Below are 15,561 nucleotides of genomic sequence, written 5' to 3' on the forward strand. Positions count from 1 at the left end.
TCGCTCTCCTGCTGTTAGTTAACGGGTTGTAAGTCGACGCGCGCCATCATCGCGGCCAACTGGGTACGATCTTTCACGCCAACGTTGCTTTGGCTGACGGCCATCGCCGCCACTGCCGTCGCCAGACGCAGCGTGTGCTCGCTGGATTCACGCATCAGCAAGCCGTAAATCAGGCCGCCGACCATCGAATCGCCGGCACCGACGGTGCTGACCACTTCGCAGGCAGGCGGTTTGGCGATCCATTCGCCGGAGGCATTCACCCACAGCGCACCTTCCGCACCGAGAGAAATCACTACGTGCGCAATACCTTGCTCACGCAGTTCATGTGCAGCACCGATCACGTCCTGCAGCGCAGGCAGTTTGCGACCAGCCCAAATCTCCAGCTCGCGGCGGTTCGGTTTCACCAGCCACGGCGCGGCTTTCAGACCGGCGACCAGCGCTTCGCGGCTGCTGTCGAAGATGATGCACGGGCACAGCGTGCGCAGATCGCTCATCCATTTAGTGAACGCTTCTGGTGCCACGCCGGCTGGCAAGCTGCCGCTGACGCACACCATATCGAACTGTCCGAGCCAGGTCAGAGAATCGGCGGTGAAGCGCTCCCAATCCTGCGCGGTGACCTCAAAGCCAGAGAAATTCAGGTCGGTCACATCGCCGTCTTTTTCGGTCAGCTTAACGTTAATACGCGTACGGCCCTGCACCACCTGAAAACGGTTGGCGATGCCGAGTTCGCTGAACAGCTGCTGAAAGCCGTCCTGATTCTCTTTGCCGAGGAAACCGCCGACGGTGACATCGATACCGAGATCCTTCAGCACTTTGGCAACGTTGATGCCTTTACCCGCCGCGTGCAGGCCGGTGGTTTTCACCAGGTTAACTTCGCCGCGCTCAATTTCTGGCGTGTATCCGACCAGATCGTAAGCCGGGTTTAAGGTAATTGTTGCGACACGACGGCTCATGCAACCCCCTCGCCTAAACCAGAATTGATCGCTTCTTCAATTGCGTTCAGCGCCTGCTGTGCATCTTCGCCGCTGGCGGTGAAGCGCAGGCGATGGCCTTTTTTCACACCGAGCGCAACGACTTTCATCAGGCTGCGGCCGTTAGCAGGCTTACCGCTGCCATCGAGATTAGTTACGGTGATGTCGCTGTTGAACTGTTTGATGACGGTCACCAGCGCCGTGCCCGGACGCGCGTGCAGACCGTGTTCGTTGCGGATGGTGAATTCAGCGGTCAGCAGCTCGGCAGCTTCATCGACTTCGCTGGTCAGCAGCGCCAGAATACCGGCGGCATCGGCCTTCAGCAGACGTTCAGCTTTGTTGCTGAGCAGCAGGTTGCTGAGATAGCCCAGCACTTCCAGCGGACGCTGATCGTTAGCCGCCACGGTCAGCAACAGCGCGACGTTTTCGCCCTGATGCTGGAATGGCGCTGCCGCGCGGCTTACGGCCACTGCGCTGCCGAGATTGCCGTTGGCGCTGTCGCTCAGCCAGATGCCCTGACCGAGGCTCAGTGGGGCGCGGGAAATCACGTCAGCAATAAATGACGCGTCCACCGCGCCTGCAGCCTGCAGACGTCCGGCGTTCAGTGCCTGTAACGTGATTAAATCGCTGGCCGCCACATCAACGGCAATCAGCGAGGTATCGAATTTGAATTCTGCGGCCTGGTTTTCGCCCATCAGCAGCGCACGCAGATCTTCCGCCGAGGCGGTTTTCAGCTGTTCAGCAATGCTGTCATCACTTAATACGTGAGTGAGCTGGCGCAGCAACGCGAGGTGTTCATCCGATTTAGCGGCAATACCGATCGCCACATACGCCGTTTGCCCTTCGCCCCAATCCACGCCCTGCGGGAACTGATAAACCTGGACACCGGTTTTCAGCACCAGGTCGCGGGTGTCGGTGGTGCCGTGCGGAATGGCGATGCCGTTACCCAGGAAAGTGGTGGTTTGCTGTTCGCGCGCCAGCATGCCGTTAACGTAGCCTTCGGCCACATTGCCTGCAGCGGTTAACGCAGCGGCAACCTGACGAATGGCCTCTTCTTTATTCTGTGCGCTAGCACCGGTATGAATGGCCTGAACTTTGAGCTGGAACATATCTCTCCTCGCTTGCTGTATTGAATCGTTTCAGCTAGATGGTGAAAAAAGCTGCTGTGCATCGCGGACTTAGCCGGAGTGACAACGCTGAAACGTTTCAGGGAATATGGTACAGCCACGTACAGCAGGCAAGAAAATGCGCGATCTGAGTAGCAGATTTTTGACGTTCCGCACACTTCATGTTGGATTTAAGATTTTTACCGGCAGGCAGGCTGATGCTTTTGCTGTACAGACCAACGGCACTAAGCCCAATTCTTCAGCTATGCGTCAGCAGTGCTTCAGGGCGCCGTATCGGCTTCCAGTTTAAGCAGAAATGTCATGGCGCTATCACGGCTTCTGCCGCACATTTCGGCGCTGGGCTGTAAGCCGGCACAGACCGCCGGACGCAGCGGTGAACCAAAGATTTTGCAACGCTGTTGCTCATCAAGCTGCACGCAACGCGTGTTGGCCGGCTTGCCGTGCGGCATGCCAGGAATCGGGGACGAGATTGAGGGGGCTGTGCAACAGGCACCGCACTGGTCACGACAAAACATCATGCGCTCCTGCAGACAATTCGCCGCGACAATAACAGTCCCAGACCGCGAATGCCATGCACCGGCAACAATTTTACATTGGCTGACTTGCCAGTTTTTCGCCGCGCGAGTAACGTGACGCGCATTAACCTCCTGTCAGCGAGAAAACCACCATGCCAAAGGCAAATGAAATCAAAAAAGGGATGGCTGTCACCTGGAACGGCAAACTGTTGCTGGTGAAAGACATTGATGTACAGAGCCCAAGTGCTCGCGGTGCCGCGACGCTCTATAAAATGCGTTTTACCGATGTCCGCACCGGCCTGAAAGTGGAAGAGCGCTTCAAAGGCGACGATATTATTGACGCCATTTCGCTTAGCCGCCGCGCCGTCACCTTCTCTTATATAGATGGTGATGAGTATGTGTTTATGGATGACGAAGACTACACGCCGTACAACTTCAAAAAAGAGCAAATTGAAGAAGAGCTACTGTTTATTCCTGAAGGTGGCATTCCCGGCATTCAGGTGCTGACGATGGATGGCCAGGTCTTGGCGCTTGAACTGCCACAAACCGTCGATATGGAAATTGTTGATACCTCGCCGGGCATTAAAGGCGCCTCCGCCAGCGCTCGCTCCAAACCCGCAGGCATGAGCACCGGCTTATCCATTCAGGTGCCGGAATACCTGAGCAATGGCGATCGCATCCGCATTCATATTGCGGAACGTCGTTATATGGGACGCGCTGATTCATAACGTGCTTCCGTCCGGCGCCCGGTGATTGTTATAGTATAACAAGGCCGTGCGCGCCGGATGCCTCTCATCCGCGTGCGATTTATTCTCTTTTTTTGGGAGCCCTTTTGTGACGCGCGTAAACCTCATCACCGGATTTCTCGGCAGCGGAAAAACCACCACTCTGCTGCATCTGTTAGCCAATAAACCCGCGGATGAAAACTGGGCGATTCTGGTCAACGAATTTGGCGAAATTGGCATCGACGGCGCACTGCTCGCCGATCGCGGTGCCACGCTGAAAGAGATTCCCGGCGGCTGCATGTGCTGCGTTAACGGCTTGCCGCTGCAGGTTGGGCTGAACATGCTGCTGAAACAGGCTAAACCCGATCGTCTGATTATCGAACCCACCGGCCTTGGCCATCCCAAACAGCTGCTGAATATGCTGCGTGCTGCCGTCTATCAACCCTGGATTCAGGTGGATGCCACCTTAACGCTGCTCGATCCGCGCCAGCTTGCCGACGCACGCGTAGTGGAGAATGAGAATTTCCGCGATCAGCTGGTGGCGGCCGATATCATCGTGGCGAACAAAAGCGACCGCTGGAACGATGATGATCGTCAGCGTTTACACACCTGGCAACAGCAATTTTTGGGCGAGCGTCAGCTGGTGGAAGCGGCGTGGGGACGCATCGATCCCGCGCTGTTGACTCAACCCGCCTTGGCGGATCGTGCGGTTCCCGATGCAGCACATCACCACCAGAATTCACGTCCACAAGGCTTGGCCGCGCTGAAACTGGATGGCCAGGCGCGCTGGCGTCGTGCGCTAAATGAAGGCCAGGGCTATGCTTCCTGTGGCTGGATTTTCGATGGTGAAACCGTGTTTGATACGATCAAAGCGCTAGAGTGGGCAAGGCATGCGCCGGTTGATCGCGTTAAAGGTGTGTTGCGTACTGCCGATGGTTTAGTGAATATCAATCGCCAGGGCGACGATTTGTTTATAGAAACCCGCCCTACTACACCGCCTGATAGCCGCATCGAATTGATTCATCATCAGCCTGCTGACTGGAACCTTTTGCAGACCGCTTTGTTGAAGATTCGTTTAAATTAGATGCGTTAGGTTGCCCCGTTGTTTTCACTTTGAGTCTATTTTCTATGCGCGCTTCTCGATTAATCACCATCCTGCTGCTGAATGCGCTGGGCGTGATGCTTTTCCTTTCATGGTACCTGCCGCCGGATCACGGCTTCTGGTTTGGTATCGATAAAGCCATCTTTTATGGCTTCAATGACCAGATGGTTGATCATCACGGTTTCGCACTGTTAGTGGCCATCACTAACTTCCGCGGTTTCGATGTGGTTTCGCTGTTGGCTATGGGTTTGCTCTATTTAAGCTACTGGCGTCGCGAGACGCCGCAAGGTCGCCGCCGTTTGCTGGCCATTGGCATCACGATGCTGCTGAGCGCGGTAGTACTGAACCAACTCGGTCATCTGCTGCCGGTACAGCACTCCAGCCCAACGCTGTTCTTTGAGAATGTGCATCGCGTAAGCGAACTGACCGGCATCCCGGCCAAAGATGCCTCGAAAGATAGCTTCCCTGGCGACCACGGCATGATGCTGATGATCTTCACCTGCTTTATGTGGCGCTATTTCGGCTTCCGCGCGTTTCTGGTGGGTTTAATGATTACCGTGGTGTTTGCTCTGCCACGTGTGATGGCGGGTGCGCACTGGTTTACTGATATCGCTGTGGGTTCGTTGTCAGTGGTGCTGGTTGGCATGAGCTGGTGCCTGTTAACGCCCTTCAGCGACAAGCTGGTGAATTGGCTGAACCGTTCGTTGCCGGGCAAATATAAGCCGCGCACGTAATTGTTAAGCGCGAGTGATCATAGAACAAAAAGTCAGTCGCTCGCGCTTATTTAAAACTTGAATAAACTATTAGCAAACTAACATTATTCAGGTAAAAGAAAAGATTATGATGAAAAACGCGGAACAATAGCCTTAATCCTAAGTTGTCCAGCCCGAACCCTCTTAAAATCGGCCTTAGCGCCAGAATTACCCCCTTATTGCACCGCTGTTTGGCTATTAAATCGCTGCCAATTGTTGATAAACTCGCCATTGTGTTACAGATTGATTTCACATCGAAAAAACCTTTGAATATTTATATAAAAGCACTCGCCACGCGGTCTGTAATCGGTTAACCTCGAATCCGATTAGTAAGCAACAGCATAAAATGCGGTGCTGAAAGCGACAAAAATGTGTGCATTAACACATTTTAGTAATTAAGGATTTGTCTTAGACGGTCGTACTTATTAATCTCAATCCGTTTTGTCATCTGGCTGACGACATTCTGTCGTAAGGAAATCGAAGGAAAACACGTACAATGGTCAAGTCTCAACCAATTCTGAGATACCTCAGGCGGATCATTCCCGCGGTAGCACTCGCAACACTTTTATCAGCATGCAGCAGTACCCATAACGGTCAGAACGCGAATAACGAGAATCATGAAGTTAACAACCAGAATGGTTTTTTACTTCAAGCGTCTCAGGACGAATTTGAACAGATGGTGCAGAACGTGGACGTTAAGTCCCGCATCATGGAACAGTACAGTGACTGGAAAGGTGTACGTTATCGCTTAGGCGGCGACACCAAACGCGGCATTGATTGTTCTGCTTTTGTTCAGCGCACCTTTCGCGAGCAGTTCGGTTTAGATTTGCCACGCTCAACGTCAGAACAGCAAGACACCGGCAAAGAGATTTCACGCAATAAATTGCGCGCAGGTGACTTAGTGCTGTTCCGCGCCGGTTCTACCGGTCGCCACGTGGGCATCTATCTTGGCAACGATAACTTTGTTCACGCGTCCACCAGCAGTGGCGTAATGATTTCCAACCTGAATGACAGTTATTGGAAAAATCGTTACCGCGAAGCGCGTCGGGTTCTTGCTAAAAACCCAAGCTAACGTATTTCTTTGATGATCCTCTCAGCCAGAGAATCGGAAACGCTGCCCCGGCAGCGTTTTTTTTCGCCCGTAGTTTTTAACTCAAATCCAACCGATAAAAAGTAATTGAGAATCAAAAATATAACGAGACATTCTTCGCGCTCTCGTTATATTCTCGTTGACTTCCTGATACCCAGATATTGCGCTGCAGACACCGTTATCACCGTGGCTGCGGTCTGAAGTGGGTAGTGACCAAACGATAAACATAATAAAAAATGGCAAGACAAGGGGAATGCACTCCATGCCACTGTCAGGGACATTAAAACACCACAGCAGTTATTCACGCCGTATCGCCTGGCATAGTGCGATTATCGGCGCGGCATTCTTTCTGCTTTTTGTCACCGTGCTATTAACACTCACCTGGCAAAAACGTGTACAACAACACGAACAGCTTCTGGCACACAGCCGCGACGATTTACAACAGGTGATAGCAAGCCTGGTCGATACACTTTATCCCTTACAGCAATACACCCAGTTAGCCTGCAACAACGTCAGTCGTGAGCTCACTTCTCGCGCCGCCTTTGCCGGTAATATCCGCGCCATCCTGCTGGTGCGTGATGGCAACGCTTACTGCTCTTCTGCCACCGGCGCTTTTCTGATGCCAGCAAACGATATTTCTCCTGAGTCTGAACTGGAACGCGATCGCGATATGCGCTTGCTGGAAGGCACGCCATTGCTACCGAAGAAACCGGCGCTGGTGCTATGGGTGAAAAATCCAGGTTCAGCCGAGACCGGCCTTTTCGCCACCATGAACATCAGCCTGACGCCTTATCAGCTGCTGGCCTCTTATCATCCCGAAATCACCGGCATGGCGCTGGTGGTCGGCAACAAAGCGCTGTTGAGCGGCAGCAACAATGTGGTACGCGCGAGTGATTTACCGGCATCGCTGCATGAAATAGCCTTTAATAACAGCGATCTACGCTTCATGCTGTTTGGCACCACCTTAGCGCCACGCGATTACTCACTGACGTTGCTGACCGGCATCCTCTTCTCACTGCTGGTTTCCGGCCTAAGCGGGTTATTGCTGACGCGACATCAGCGGCCGGGCAAAGAGATCATGCAGGGCATTAAACGTGGCCAGTTTCATGTTGAATACCAGCCGCTGGTCACTGCGCACGATGGACAACCCTACGGCGTGGAAGCGCTGCTGCGCTGGACGCATCCCACTGAAGGCATGATTCCGCCGGATGCCTTTATCAGCTACGCCGAAGCGCAAAACCTGATTATTCCGCTAACTCAACATCTGTTCACGCTGGTGGCGCGCGATGCCCAGTTTCTCTGTAAACAGCTGCCGCGCGGCACGCGCCTGAGCCTCAATCTCTCGCCGCTGCATCTCGCCTCAGAGAGCTTCCGGCGCGATGTCCAGGCATGGATTAACATCATGCCCACCGATCACTTCAACTATGTGTTTGAGATTACCGAACGCACCATGGTCGGTGAAAAAAGCGCGGGAGAAATCTTCGCCTGGCTACATGAGAACAATTTTAAAATAGCGATTGATGATTTCGGCACCGGGCATAGCGCGCTGATCTATCTGGAAAAATATCCGTTCGATTACCTGAAAATCGATCGCGGTTTTGTGCAAAGCATTGGTACAGAAACTGTCACCTCACCGGTGCTTGATGCAGTGCTGCTGCTGGCGAAAAAACTCAATCTCAAAACCGTCGCTGAAGGGGTCGAAACGGGCGATCAGGCGGCGTGGCTGGTGAATCGCGGCGTGACGCATTTGCAGGGCTATCTGTTTAGTCGTCCGTTACGCCCCGAAAACCTCGTCAGCTATTATCAACGCCAGCGCGCACTGAGTTAACATCACGCGAACCCCATGAAACTGCTACCATAAAGTGCGGAACACCACAGGAGATCGCCCCACTTATGCTGCTGCGTCTTGTCACAGCGTTATTCATTTGTAGCGCCATTGCGCCGCTGCATGCCGCCACCATCAATGAAAGCTATGCCTTCGCTAAACTGGGCGAGCCGAAATATGCGGTGAATTTCACTCACTACGATTACGCCAATCCCGCCGCGCCCAAAGGCGGCAAAATCACGCTGGCGGTGGTGGGCACCTACGACAACTTCAATCGTTTCGCCTCGCGCGGCAATCCCGGCATCGGTACCGATACGCTGTATGACGGCTTGTTTACCACCTCCGATGATGAACCTGGCAGCTACTATCCGCTGATCGCGGAATCAGCGCGCTATCCCGACGACTATCGCTGGATGGAAGTGTCGATCAATCCTCATGCACAGTTTCAGGACGGAACACCGATTACCGCGCAGGATGTGGCTTTCACCTTCCAGAAATTCATGACGGAAGGTGTGCCGCAGTTCCGCGTGGCGTTTCGTGACGTGCAAGTGAAAGCGCTAAACCGTTTCACCGTGCGTATCGACATGCCGAAACCGGACAAAGATCGGATTCTCAGCTGGCTAACGCTGCCGGTCATCCCGGAAAAATTCTGGCAAAACAAAAAGTTTAACGAGCCGATTGGTTATCCGCCGCTGGCCAGCGGGCCTTATCGCGTCACCTCCTATAAATCGGGTCAGTTTATCCAGTACAGCCGGGTGAAAGATTACTGGGCCGCCAATCTGCCGGTGAATCGCGGGCGTTTTAACTTCGATACTTTGCGTTATGACTATTATCTTGATGACAACGTGGCGTTTGAGGCCTTTAAAGCCGGCGCTTACGATTTGCGCGAAGAGAGTTCAGCGAAGAAATGGGCGACACAATATCGCGGTCGCAACTTTGACAGTCACGCCATCGTCAAATCGACCATTCCCAACACCGTTTCCACCGACACGCAATGGCTGGCATTTAACAACGAAAAACCGCTGTTCGCCGATCGTCGCGTGCGTGAAGCCATCACGCTGGCGTTCGATTTCGAGTGGATGAACAAAGCCTTGTTCTATGGCGCTTATAAACGCACGCGCAGCTATTTCCAGAACACTGAATATGCAGCGCTTGGCTATCCCAAAGCCGAGCAGTTGATCCTGCTGGCGCCCTACAAAGCGCAGCTGCCGCCCGAAGTGTTCAACAATGAGTATGCCCCGCCACGTTCTGACGGCAGCGGTTTCGATCGCGGCAACCTGTTGCAAGCCATGAACTTGCTGAAAGCGGCGGGTTGGGAAATCAGAAATCAGCAATTGGTGAATGTGAAATCCGGCCAGCCGTTCCGTTTCGAATTACTGATGCGCAGCGGTACGCAAAACGACTGGGCGTTGCCGTTCCAGCACAGCTTGCAACGGCTTGGCATCCAGGTCTCGCTGCGCCAGATTGACAGCTCGCAATATCTCCGCCGTATGCGCGAAGGCGACTACGACATGATCCCATCGCTCTATTACGCCATGCCATGGCCCTCGACCAGCTTGCAAACGATTTGGCAATCTCAATTTATTGACTCTTCCTGGAACAGGCCGCGCGTGAAAGATCCCATAGTCGACCATTTTGTGCAGCAGATCGTTGAGCATCAGGGCGATGAGAAAGCGCTGCTGCCGCTCGGCCAGGCGCTGGATCGCATCCTGCTGTGGAATGCCTACATGATTCCGATGTGGTACAGCGCGGAAGATCGCATGGCGTATTGGGACAAGTTTTCCCATCCCGAGATTAAACCCGCGTTTGCTACCGGTCTGGAAAACTGGTGGTACGATGTGAACAAAGCCGGGCGATTGCCGGCCAATCGACGCTGAGGAGCACGGTTTGGCAGCCTATTTTCTTCGCAGGTTACTGCTGATCATCCCGACACTTTGGGCGATCATCACCCTGAACTTCTTTATTGTGCAGATTGCGCCGGGCGGCCCGGTGGATCAGGCGTTAGCCAATGTGCAGTTTGGTCACAGCACCGGCATTCCTGGCTCAGGCGGCGGCGACAGCGGCGCGCGCGGTGCGCTAATGCGTGACAATCCCGGCGACAGCCAATATCGCGGCGCACGCGGACTCGATCCGGAAGTGATCGCGGAAATTAAGCATCGCTATGGCTTCGATAAACCGCTGCTGCAGCGTTACGGTGAAATGCTGTGGAACTATATTCGTTTTGACTTCGGCGACAGCCTGTTCCGCAGCGCATCGGTGCTGCAGCTGATCAAAGAGAGTTTGCCGGTTTCCATCAGCCTGGGATTGTGGAGCACCTTGATCATTTACCTGGTATCAATTCCGCTGGGCATCAAAAAAGCGGTGCGTAACGGCAGCGCTTTCGATATCTGGAGCAGCACTTTTATCATCATTGGCTATTCGATCCCGGCATTTCTGTTCGGCATCATGCTGATAGTGCTGTTCGCCGGCGGCAGCTATTTCGACTGGTTCCCGCTGCGCGGCCTGACGTCACCGCAGTTTGATGCGCTGCCGTGGTACAGCAAAATCAGCGATTATCTGTGGCACATCACGCTGCCGGTGCTGGCTACGGTGATTGGCGGTTTCGCCACGCTGACCATGCTGACTAAAAACTCGTTCCTTGATGAGATCCGCAAACAATATGTGGTCACCGCGCGCGCCAAAGGGCTGGATGAGAAGCGCGTGCTGTACGGCCACGTGTTCCGCAACGCCATGCTGCTGGTGATCGCCGGTTTCCCCGCCACCTTTATCAGCATGTTTTTCACCAGCTCGGTGTTGATAGAGGTGATGTTCTCACTCAATGGTTTGGGCCTGCTCGGCTATGACGCCACCATTCAGCGCGACTATCCGGTGATGTTTGGCACGCTCTATATCTTCACCTTGATTGGCCTGCTGATGAACATTCTTAGCGATCTGACCTACACGCTGGTCGATCCGCGCATTGATTTTGAGGGACGCTGATGCGCTTATCTCCGGTTAACCAGCAGCGCTGGCAGCGTTTTCGCCATAACCGTCGCGGTTACTGGTCGCTGTGGATTTTCCTGATCATTTTTGTCCTGTCGTTGGGCGCTGAGTTGCTGGCCAACGACAAACCGCTGCTGGTGCATTATCAGCAGCGCTGGTACGTGCCGCTGCTGTTCAACTACAGCGAAAGTGATTACGGCGGCGATTTTTCCACACCCGCTGATTATCAGGATCCCTGGCTGAAGCAGCGCATCGATCAACAAGGTTGGGCGATCTGGGCACCGATTCGCTTCAGCGACAGCACCATCAACTTCGCCACCGATGTGCCCTTCCCTTCGCCACCTTCGGCGCAAAACTGGCTCGGTACCGATGCTAACGGTGGTGATGTGCTGGCACGCTTGCTGTATGGCACGCGCATCTCATTGCTGTTCGGCATCATGCTGACGCTGTTCTCCAGCGTGATTGGCATCGTAGTCGGCGCGGTGCAAGGCTACTTCGGTGGCCGCATTGATCTGGTGGGTCAGCGTCTGATTGAAGTGTGGTCCGGCATGCCATCGCTGTTCCTGCTGATTCTGCTCTCCAGCGTGATTCAGCCCGGCTTCTGGTGGCTGCTGCTGGTGACAGTGGTGTTTGGCTGGATGAGCCTGGTAAGCGTGGTGCGCGCCGAATTCCTGCGCGCACGTAACTACGATTATATCCGTGCGGCGCGCGCGCTCGGCGTCAGCGATAGCCGCATTATGCTGCGCCACATGCTGCCCAACGCCATGGTCGCCACGCTGACGTTTTTGCCGTTTATCCTGTGCGGCTCAATCACCACGCTAACTTCGCTGGACTTCCTGGGTTTTGGTTTGCCAGTGGGATCGCCCTCGCTTGGCGAGCTGCTGTTACAGGGCAAAAACAATTTACAGGCGCCGTGGCTGGGACTGGCGGGCTTCTTTGCCCTCGCCCTGCTGCTGTCGTTACTGATCTTTATCGGCGAAGCGGTACGCGATGCCTTTGACCCGAGCCGAGGACGCTAAATGAGCCTGTTAACGGTGAATCATCTGGCGGTGGCCTTTCAGGATCGCCGCGTGGTAGAAGACATTTCGCTGCAGATTGACGCCGGCGAAACGCTGGCGCTGGTGGGCGAATCCGGTTCCGGTAAAAGCGTGACTGCGCTGTCGATCATGCGCTTATTGCCGCAGCCGCCGGTCAACTATCCGCAAGGCGAAATTCTGTTTAACGGCCAGGATATTTTGCAAGCCAGCGAACGCACCCTGCGCGGGCTGCGTGGTAACCAGATGGCGATGATTTTTCAGGAGCCGATGGTGTCGCTCAATCCACTGCATAACGTGGAGAAGCAGCTGTATGAAGTGCTGTCGGTGCATCGCGGCATGCGGCGCGAAGCCGCGCGTGGCGAAATGCTGAGCTGCCTGGATCGCGTCGGCATTCGCCATGCGGCATCGCGCTTGCAAGATTTTCCGCACCAGCTTTCTGGTGGTGAGCGACAGCGCGTGATGATCGCCATGGCGCTGCTAACCCAGCCGAAGCTGCTGATCGCCGATGAACCGACCACCGCACTGGATGTGACGGTTCAGGCGCAGATTCTGCAACTGCTGCGCGAACTGCAGCGTGAACTCAACATGGGCATGTTGTTCATCACCCATAACCTGAATATTGTGCGTCAGCTGGCGCATAGCGTCACGGTGATGCGCAATGGCCGCGCTGTGGAACACAATCGCTGCGATATGCTGTTCAGCCAGCCGCAGCAGCCCTATACGCGCGAACTGATCGCCGCCGAGCCGGATGGCGAACCGGTGCCGCTGCTGGATGCGCAATCGCTGTTGCAGGTGAAGAATTTACAGGTTGGTTTCCCGATCCGGCGGGGATTGCTGCGTCGCACCGTGGCAGAGAAGATGGCGCTGAAGGATCTTAGCTTTACCCTGCGGCGTGGCGAAAGCCTCGGACTGGTGGGCGAATCGGGTTCGGGCAAGAGTACAACGGGCCTGGCGCTGCTGCGTTTAATTAGCGCGCGCGGTGAAATCTGGTTCGAGGATCAGCCGCTGCATCAGCTGTCGCCAAAGCAGTTATTGCCGCTGCGCCAGCGCATTCAGGTGGTGTTTCAGGATCCCAATTCGTCGCTCAATCCGCGCATGACGGTGCAACAGGTGATTGCGGAAGGTTTAGCGGTGCATCGCCCGGAACTGAGCAGTGCGGAGCAGGAAGCCAAAGTGATTGCGGTGATGCAGGAAGTGGGGCTCGATGCCGACAGCCGCTCGCGCTATCCGGCGGAGTTTTCAGGCGGTCAGCGCCAGCGCATCGCGATCGCCCGCGCGTTGATCCTGGAGCCGCAGCTGATTGTGCTGGATGAACCCACCTCGTCGCTGGACCGCTCGGTGCAGAAGCAAATTCTCACCTTACTGCGCCGTTTGCAGCAGCAGCATCAGCTCGCCTATCTGTTTATCAGCCATGATTTGCAGGTGGTGCGCGCGCTCTGTCATCAGCTGATTGTGCTGCGTCAGGGTGAAGTGATGGAGCAAGGTGATTGCGAAACGCTGTTTAACGCACCAGCAGCCGATTACACGCGGCAGCTACTGGCGTCTGCGCAGGGAAAAGATCTAAGTCAGTGACCATCAAAGGTTTCGGCGATAGCGACACCCTGATTTTTCAGGCAGCAGTTGGTCGCGCTTTCGTCATCACGTTGAATCAGCAGGCAAGGCTGCCCTTCACACTCGGCGATTTTGCACTCGACCTGAATTTGCGCCAGCGTCTCCTTCAGCTGGTGCAGAATTTCCAGCGCCGGATGACCATCATGACTCAGCAGGCGCAGCACCACTAAATCTTCGGCATGCACGCCATTCGCTGCTTCCTGACGCACAATTTCACCCGCATGTTCCAGCGACCAGCGATAATGTTGTGGCAAGCGATGCACAACGGAAAGTTGCAGCATAGTTATACGGCCCCCAGAGACGTTAACTTTATTCACGACGACGGCACAACGTGGTGAATCCCAACCTGATTAGCTCTGAATACCAATTCAGTCTGCCTTCTCGTTTTAAACACAAAGCGTGTAGCCAATTTATAATTTGCGAGGCTTCTCACATTTATGCCTATGTTTACCGTGTTCGGCTGCGGTTAACAATCATTTTAGACGCATTATCGTTACTTTTTTATCTCTAAATTTTCACATAATGGAAACATTAAGCATAACGAATGAATGGGGATTAGCGAGTGAGGGAGAAGAATTAAGAGAGGCCAGGTCGCCATTTATGACGACCCTGGGGATGTCACGCCGGCTGTTGAGGCCGCGAAGCATAGGTGAACAGCACAATCGAAATTGTGGCGCACAGCGCAATGGTGGCAACCATCGGCCAGGCGCTGTTAATGCTGACTAATGAGAGCAGCGCGCCGACTAAAGCACCGACGCCAAAACGCAGCGTTCCCGCCAGCGAAGAAGCGGTGCCCGCCATATGCGGAAACTCATCCAGAATCACCGCCATCGCGTTCGACGACACCGTCGAGACGCAGCCAATAAACATCGCCACGCCAAACACCAGCGACAAGAAGCCCAAATCCAGCGCGCTGGAAATCAACAGCCAAACGCCCATCGCGAACTGAATCAACAATCCCATGCGGAACATTTTCACCGGACCAAAACGGCGCACGGCGCGGCTGTTGATCAACGTCATCACGAACAGGAACACCACGTTCAGGCCAAAGTAATAGCCAAAGTTCTGCGGGGAAACGTGGTTCACTTCGATGTAGACAAACGGACCGGCGTTGAGGAAGGTGAATAATCCGGCAAAGGAGAAACCGCTTGCCAGCATGTAACTGAAGGCGCGCTTGTGGCGCACCAGCGCCACAAAGTTGCCCAGCGTGGTCCGCAGATGAAAGCGCTGGCGCTGTTCGGGCTTAAGCGTTTCACGAATTTGCGTCACCACCAGAACCGTGGTGATCAGCGCAGCGCCCGCCAGCGTCCAGAAAATGGCGTGCCAGTTCCACAGCAACAGCAGCCAGCCACCGATAATCGGTGCCAGCAGCGGCGCGATGGTGGTCACCAGCATCACGAATGACATCATGCGCGAGAAGTCCTCTTTCGAGTAGGTGTCGCGCATCAAGGCGTTGATCACCACGCTGGCAGCGGCGGCCGATAAGCCGTGCAGGAAGCGCATAAAGATCAGCTGATCGATGGTTTGTGACAGCGCGCAAGCCGCGGCGGCGCAGGCAAAAATTAGCGTTCCCAGCACAATCACCGGTTTACGTCCGTAGCTGTCTGCCAGTGGACCATAAACTAACTGGCCAATGGCGAAACCGAGGATGTAAAGGTTGAGCGTCATCTGCACACTGCCCGCTGAAACCGCAAACTCATGGGCGATTTGCGGCATGGCCGGCAGATACATATCGATAGAGAGCGGCATCAGCATTGCCAGCAATCCGAGGATGACCACTAAACCGACCGGTGAATTCTTTTCCTTGCGCACCGCGTTCTCCCG

At 54.7% G+C, this 15,561-nt stretch carries 14 protein-coding genes; 9 read left to right on the forward strand and 5 right to left on the reverse strand.

Going from position 1 to position 15,561, the window contains the following annotated elements; translation table 11 throughout:
• Positions 1 to 14 precede the first annotated feature (14 nt).
• The 3 genes from fruK to PO881_RS12805 all read right to left on the reverse strand — a co-directional run bounded on the left by fruK (position 15) and on the right by PO881_RS12805 (position 2,613).
• Positions 15 to 953, reverse strand: a complete 939-nt coding sequence (gene fruK, locus PO881_RS12795; protein WP_101763702.1) for a 1-phosphofructokinase — start codon at positions 951 to 953, stop codon at positions 15 to 17.
• Complete coding sequence (fruB, locus tag PO881_RS12800; protein WP_280171884.1) at positions 950 to 2,080, reverse strand: fused PTS fructose transporter subunit IIA/HPr protein; 1,131 nt, start codon at positions 2,078 to 2,080, stop codon at positions 950 to 952. Before fruB ends, fruK begins: the two co-directional genes overlap by 4 nt.
• A gap of 278 nt (positions 2,081 to 2,358) precedes the next feature.
• Positions 2,359 to 2,613, reverse strand: a complete 255-nt coding sequence (locus PO881_RS12805) for a YkgJ family cysteine cluster protein (protein ID WP_280172900.1) — start codon at positions 2,611 to 2,613, stop codon at positions 2,359 to 2,361.
• Between the two features lie 152 nt (positions 2,614 to 2,765).
• Here PO881_RS12805 and yeiP point away from each other — a divergent pair, with 152 nt between their 5' ends.
• From yeiP to yejF, 9 genes are all read left to right on the forward strand, one after another.
• Positions 2,766 to 3,341 carry an elongation factor P-like protein YeiP gene (gene yeiP, locus PO881_RS12810; RefSeq protein WP_008105009.1) on the forward strand — a complete coding sequence of 192 codons (576 nt, stop codon included), beginning with the start codon at positions 2,766 to 2,768 and terminating at the stop codon, positions 3,339 to 3,341.
• Positions 3,342 to 3,447: 106 nt separating this feature from the next.
• Positions 3,448 to 4,422 carry a GTP-binding protein gene (locus PO881_RS12815; RefSeq protein WP_192411497.1) on the forward strand — a complete coding sequence of 325 codons (975 nt, stop codon included), beginning with the start codon at positions 3,448 to 3,450 and terminating at the stop codon, positions 4,420 to 4,422.
• 44 nt (positions 4,423 to 4,466) lie between these two features.
• Entirely contained in the window at positions 4,467 to 5,174 is a 708-nt protein-coding gene (locus PO881_RS12820; RefSeq protein ID WP_176972348.1) for a phosphatase PAP2 family protein, read from the forward strand.
• Positions 5,175 to 5,688: 514 nt separating this feature from the next.
• Positions 5,689 to 6,264: a bifunctional murein DD-endopeptidase/murein LD-carboxypeptidase gene (gene mepS / locus PO881_RS12825; RefSeq protein ID WP_008105015.1), complete on the forward strand. Its 576-nt coding sequence runs from the start codon at positions 5,689 to 5,691 to the stop codon at positions 6,262 to 6,264.
• Positions 6,265 to 6,544: 280 nt separating this feature from the next.
• Entirely contained in the window at positions 6,545 to 8,110 is a 1,566-nt protein-coding gene (locus tag PO881_RS12830) for a cyclic di-GMP phosphodiesterase (RefSeq protein WP_277973819.1), read from the forward strand.
• Between the two features lie 65 nt (positions 8,111 to 8,175).
• Positions 8,176 to 9,984: an extracellular solute-binding protein gene (locus tag PO881_RS12835; protein WP_280171885.1), complete on the forward strand. Its 1,809-nt coding sequence runs from the start codon at positions 8,176 to 8,178 to the stop codon at positions 9,982 to 9,984.
• A 10-nt stretch (positions 9,985 to 9,994) separates the two neighbouring features.
• The gene (locus tag PO881_RS12840; protein WP_137386169.1) at positions 9,995 to 11,086 is read left to right on the forward strand and encodes a microcin C ABC transporter permease YejB; all 1,092 of its coding nucleotides are present in this window, start codon (positions 9,995 to 9,997) and stop codon (positions 11,084 to 11,086) included.
• Complete coding sequence (locus tag PO881_RS12845) at positions 11,086 to 12,108, forward strand: microcin C ABC transporter permease (protein WP_101763694.1); 1,023 nt, start codon at positions 11,086 to 11,088, stop codon at positions 12,106 to 12,108. Before PO881_RS12840 ends, PO881_RS12845 begins: the two co-directional genes overlap by 1 nt.
• Positions 12,109 to 13,698 (forward strand): microcin C ABC transporter ATP-binding protein YejF, encoded by a 1,590-nt coding sequence (yejF, locus tag PO881_RS12850; protein ID WP_280171886.1) that lies wholly within the window; start codon positions 12,109 to 12,111, stop codon positions 13,696 to 13,698.
• On the opposite strand, the gene PO881_RS12855 is transcribed toward yejF, so the two are convergent.
• Both PO881_RS12855 and PO881_RS12860 read right to left on the reverse strand, forming a co-directional pair.
• Positions 13,692 to 14,018 carry a hypothetical protein gene (locus PO881_RS12855; RefSeq protein ID WP_101763692.1) on the reverse strand — a complete coding sequence of 109 codons (327 nt, stop codon included), beginning with the start codon at positions 14,016 to 14,018 and terminating at the stop codon, positions 13,692 to 13,694. The two genes, yejF and PO881_RS12855, sit on opposite strands and share 7 nt — an antisense overlap.
• A gap of 337 nt (positions 14,019 to 14,355) precedes the next feature.
• The gene (locus tag PO881_RS12860) at positions 14,356 to 15,549 is read right to left on the reverse strand and encodes a Bcr/CflA family multidrug efflux MFS transporter (protein WP_137386172.1); all 1,194 of its coding nucleotides are present in this window, start codon (positions 15,547 to 15,549) and stop codon (positions 14,356 to 14,358) included.
• Positions 15,550 to 15,561 lie beyond the last annotated feature (12 nt).

Origin of the sequence: Pantoea sp. SS70 (assembly GCF_029866845.1) — a bacterium.
Taxonomy (GTDB): domain Bacteria; phylum Pseudomonadota; class Gammaproteobacteria; order Enterobacterales; family Enterobacteriaceae; genus Pantoea; species Pantoea leporis.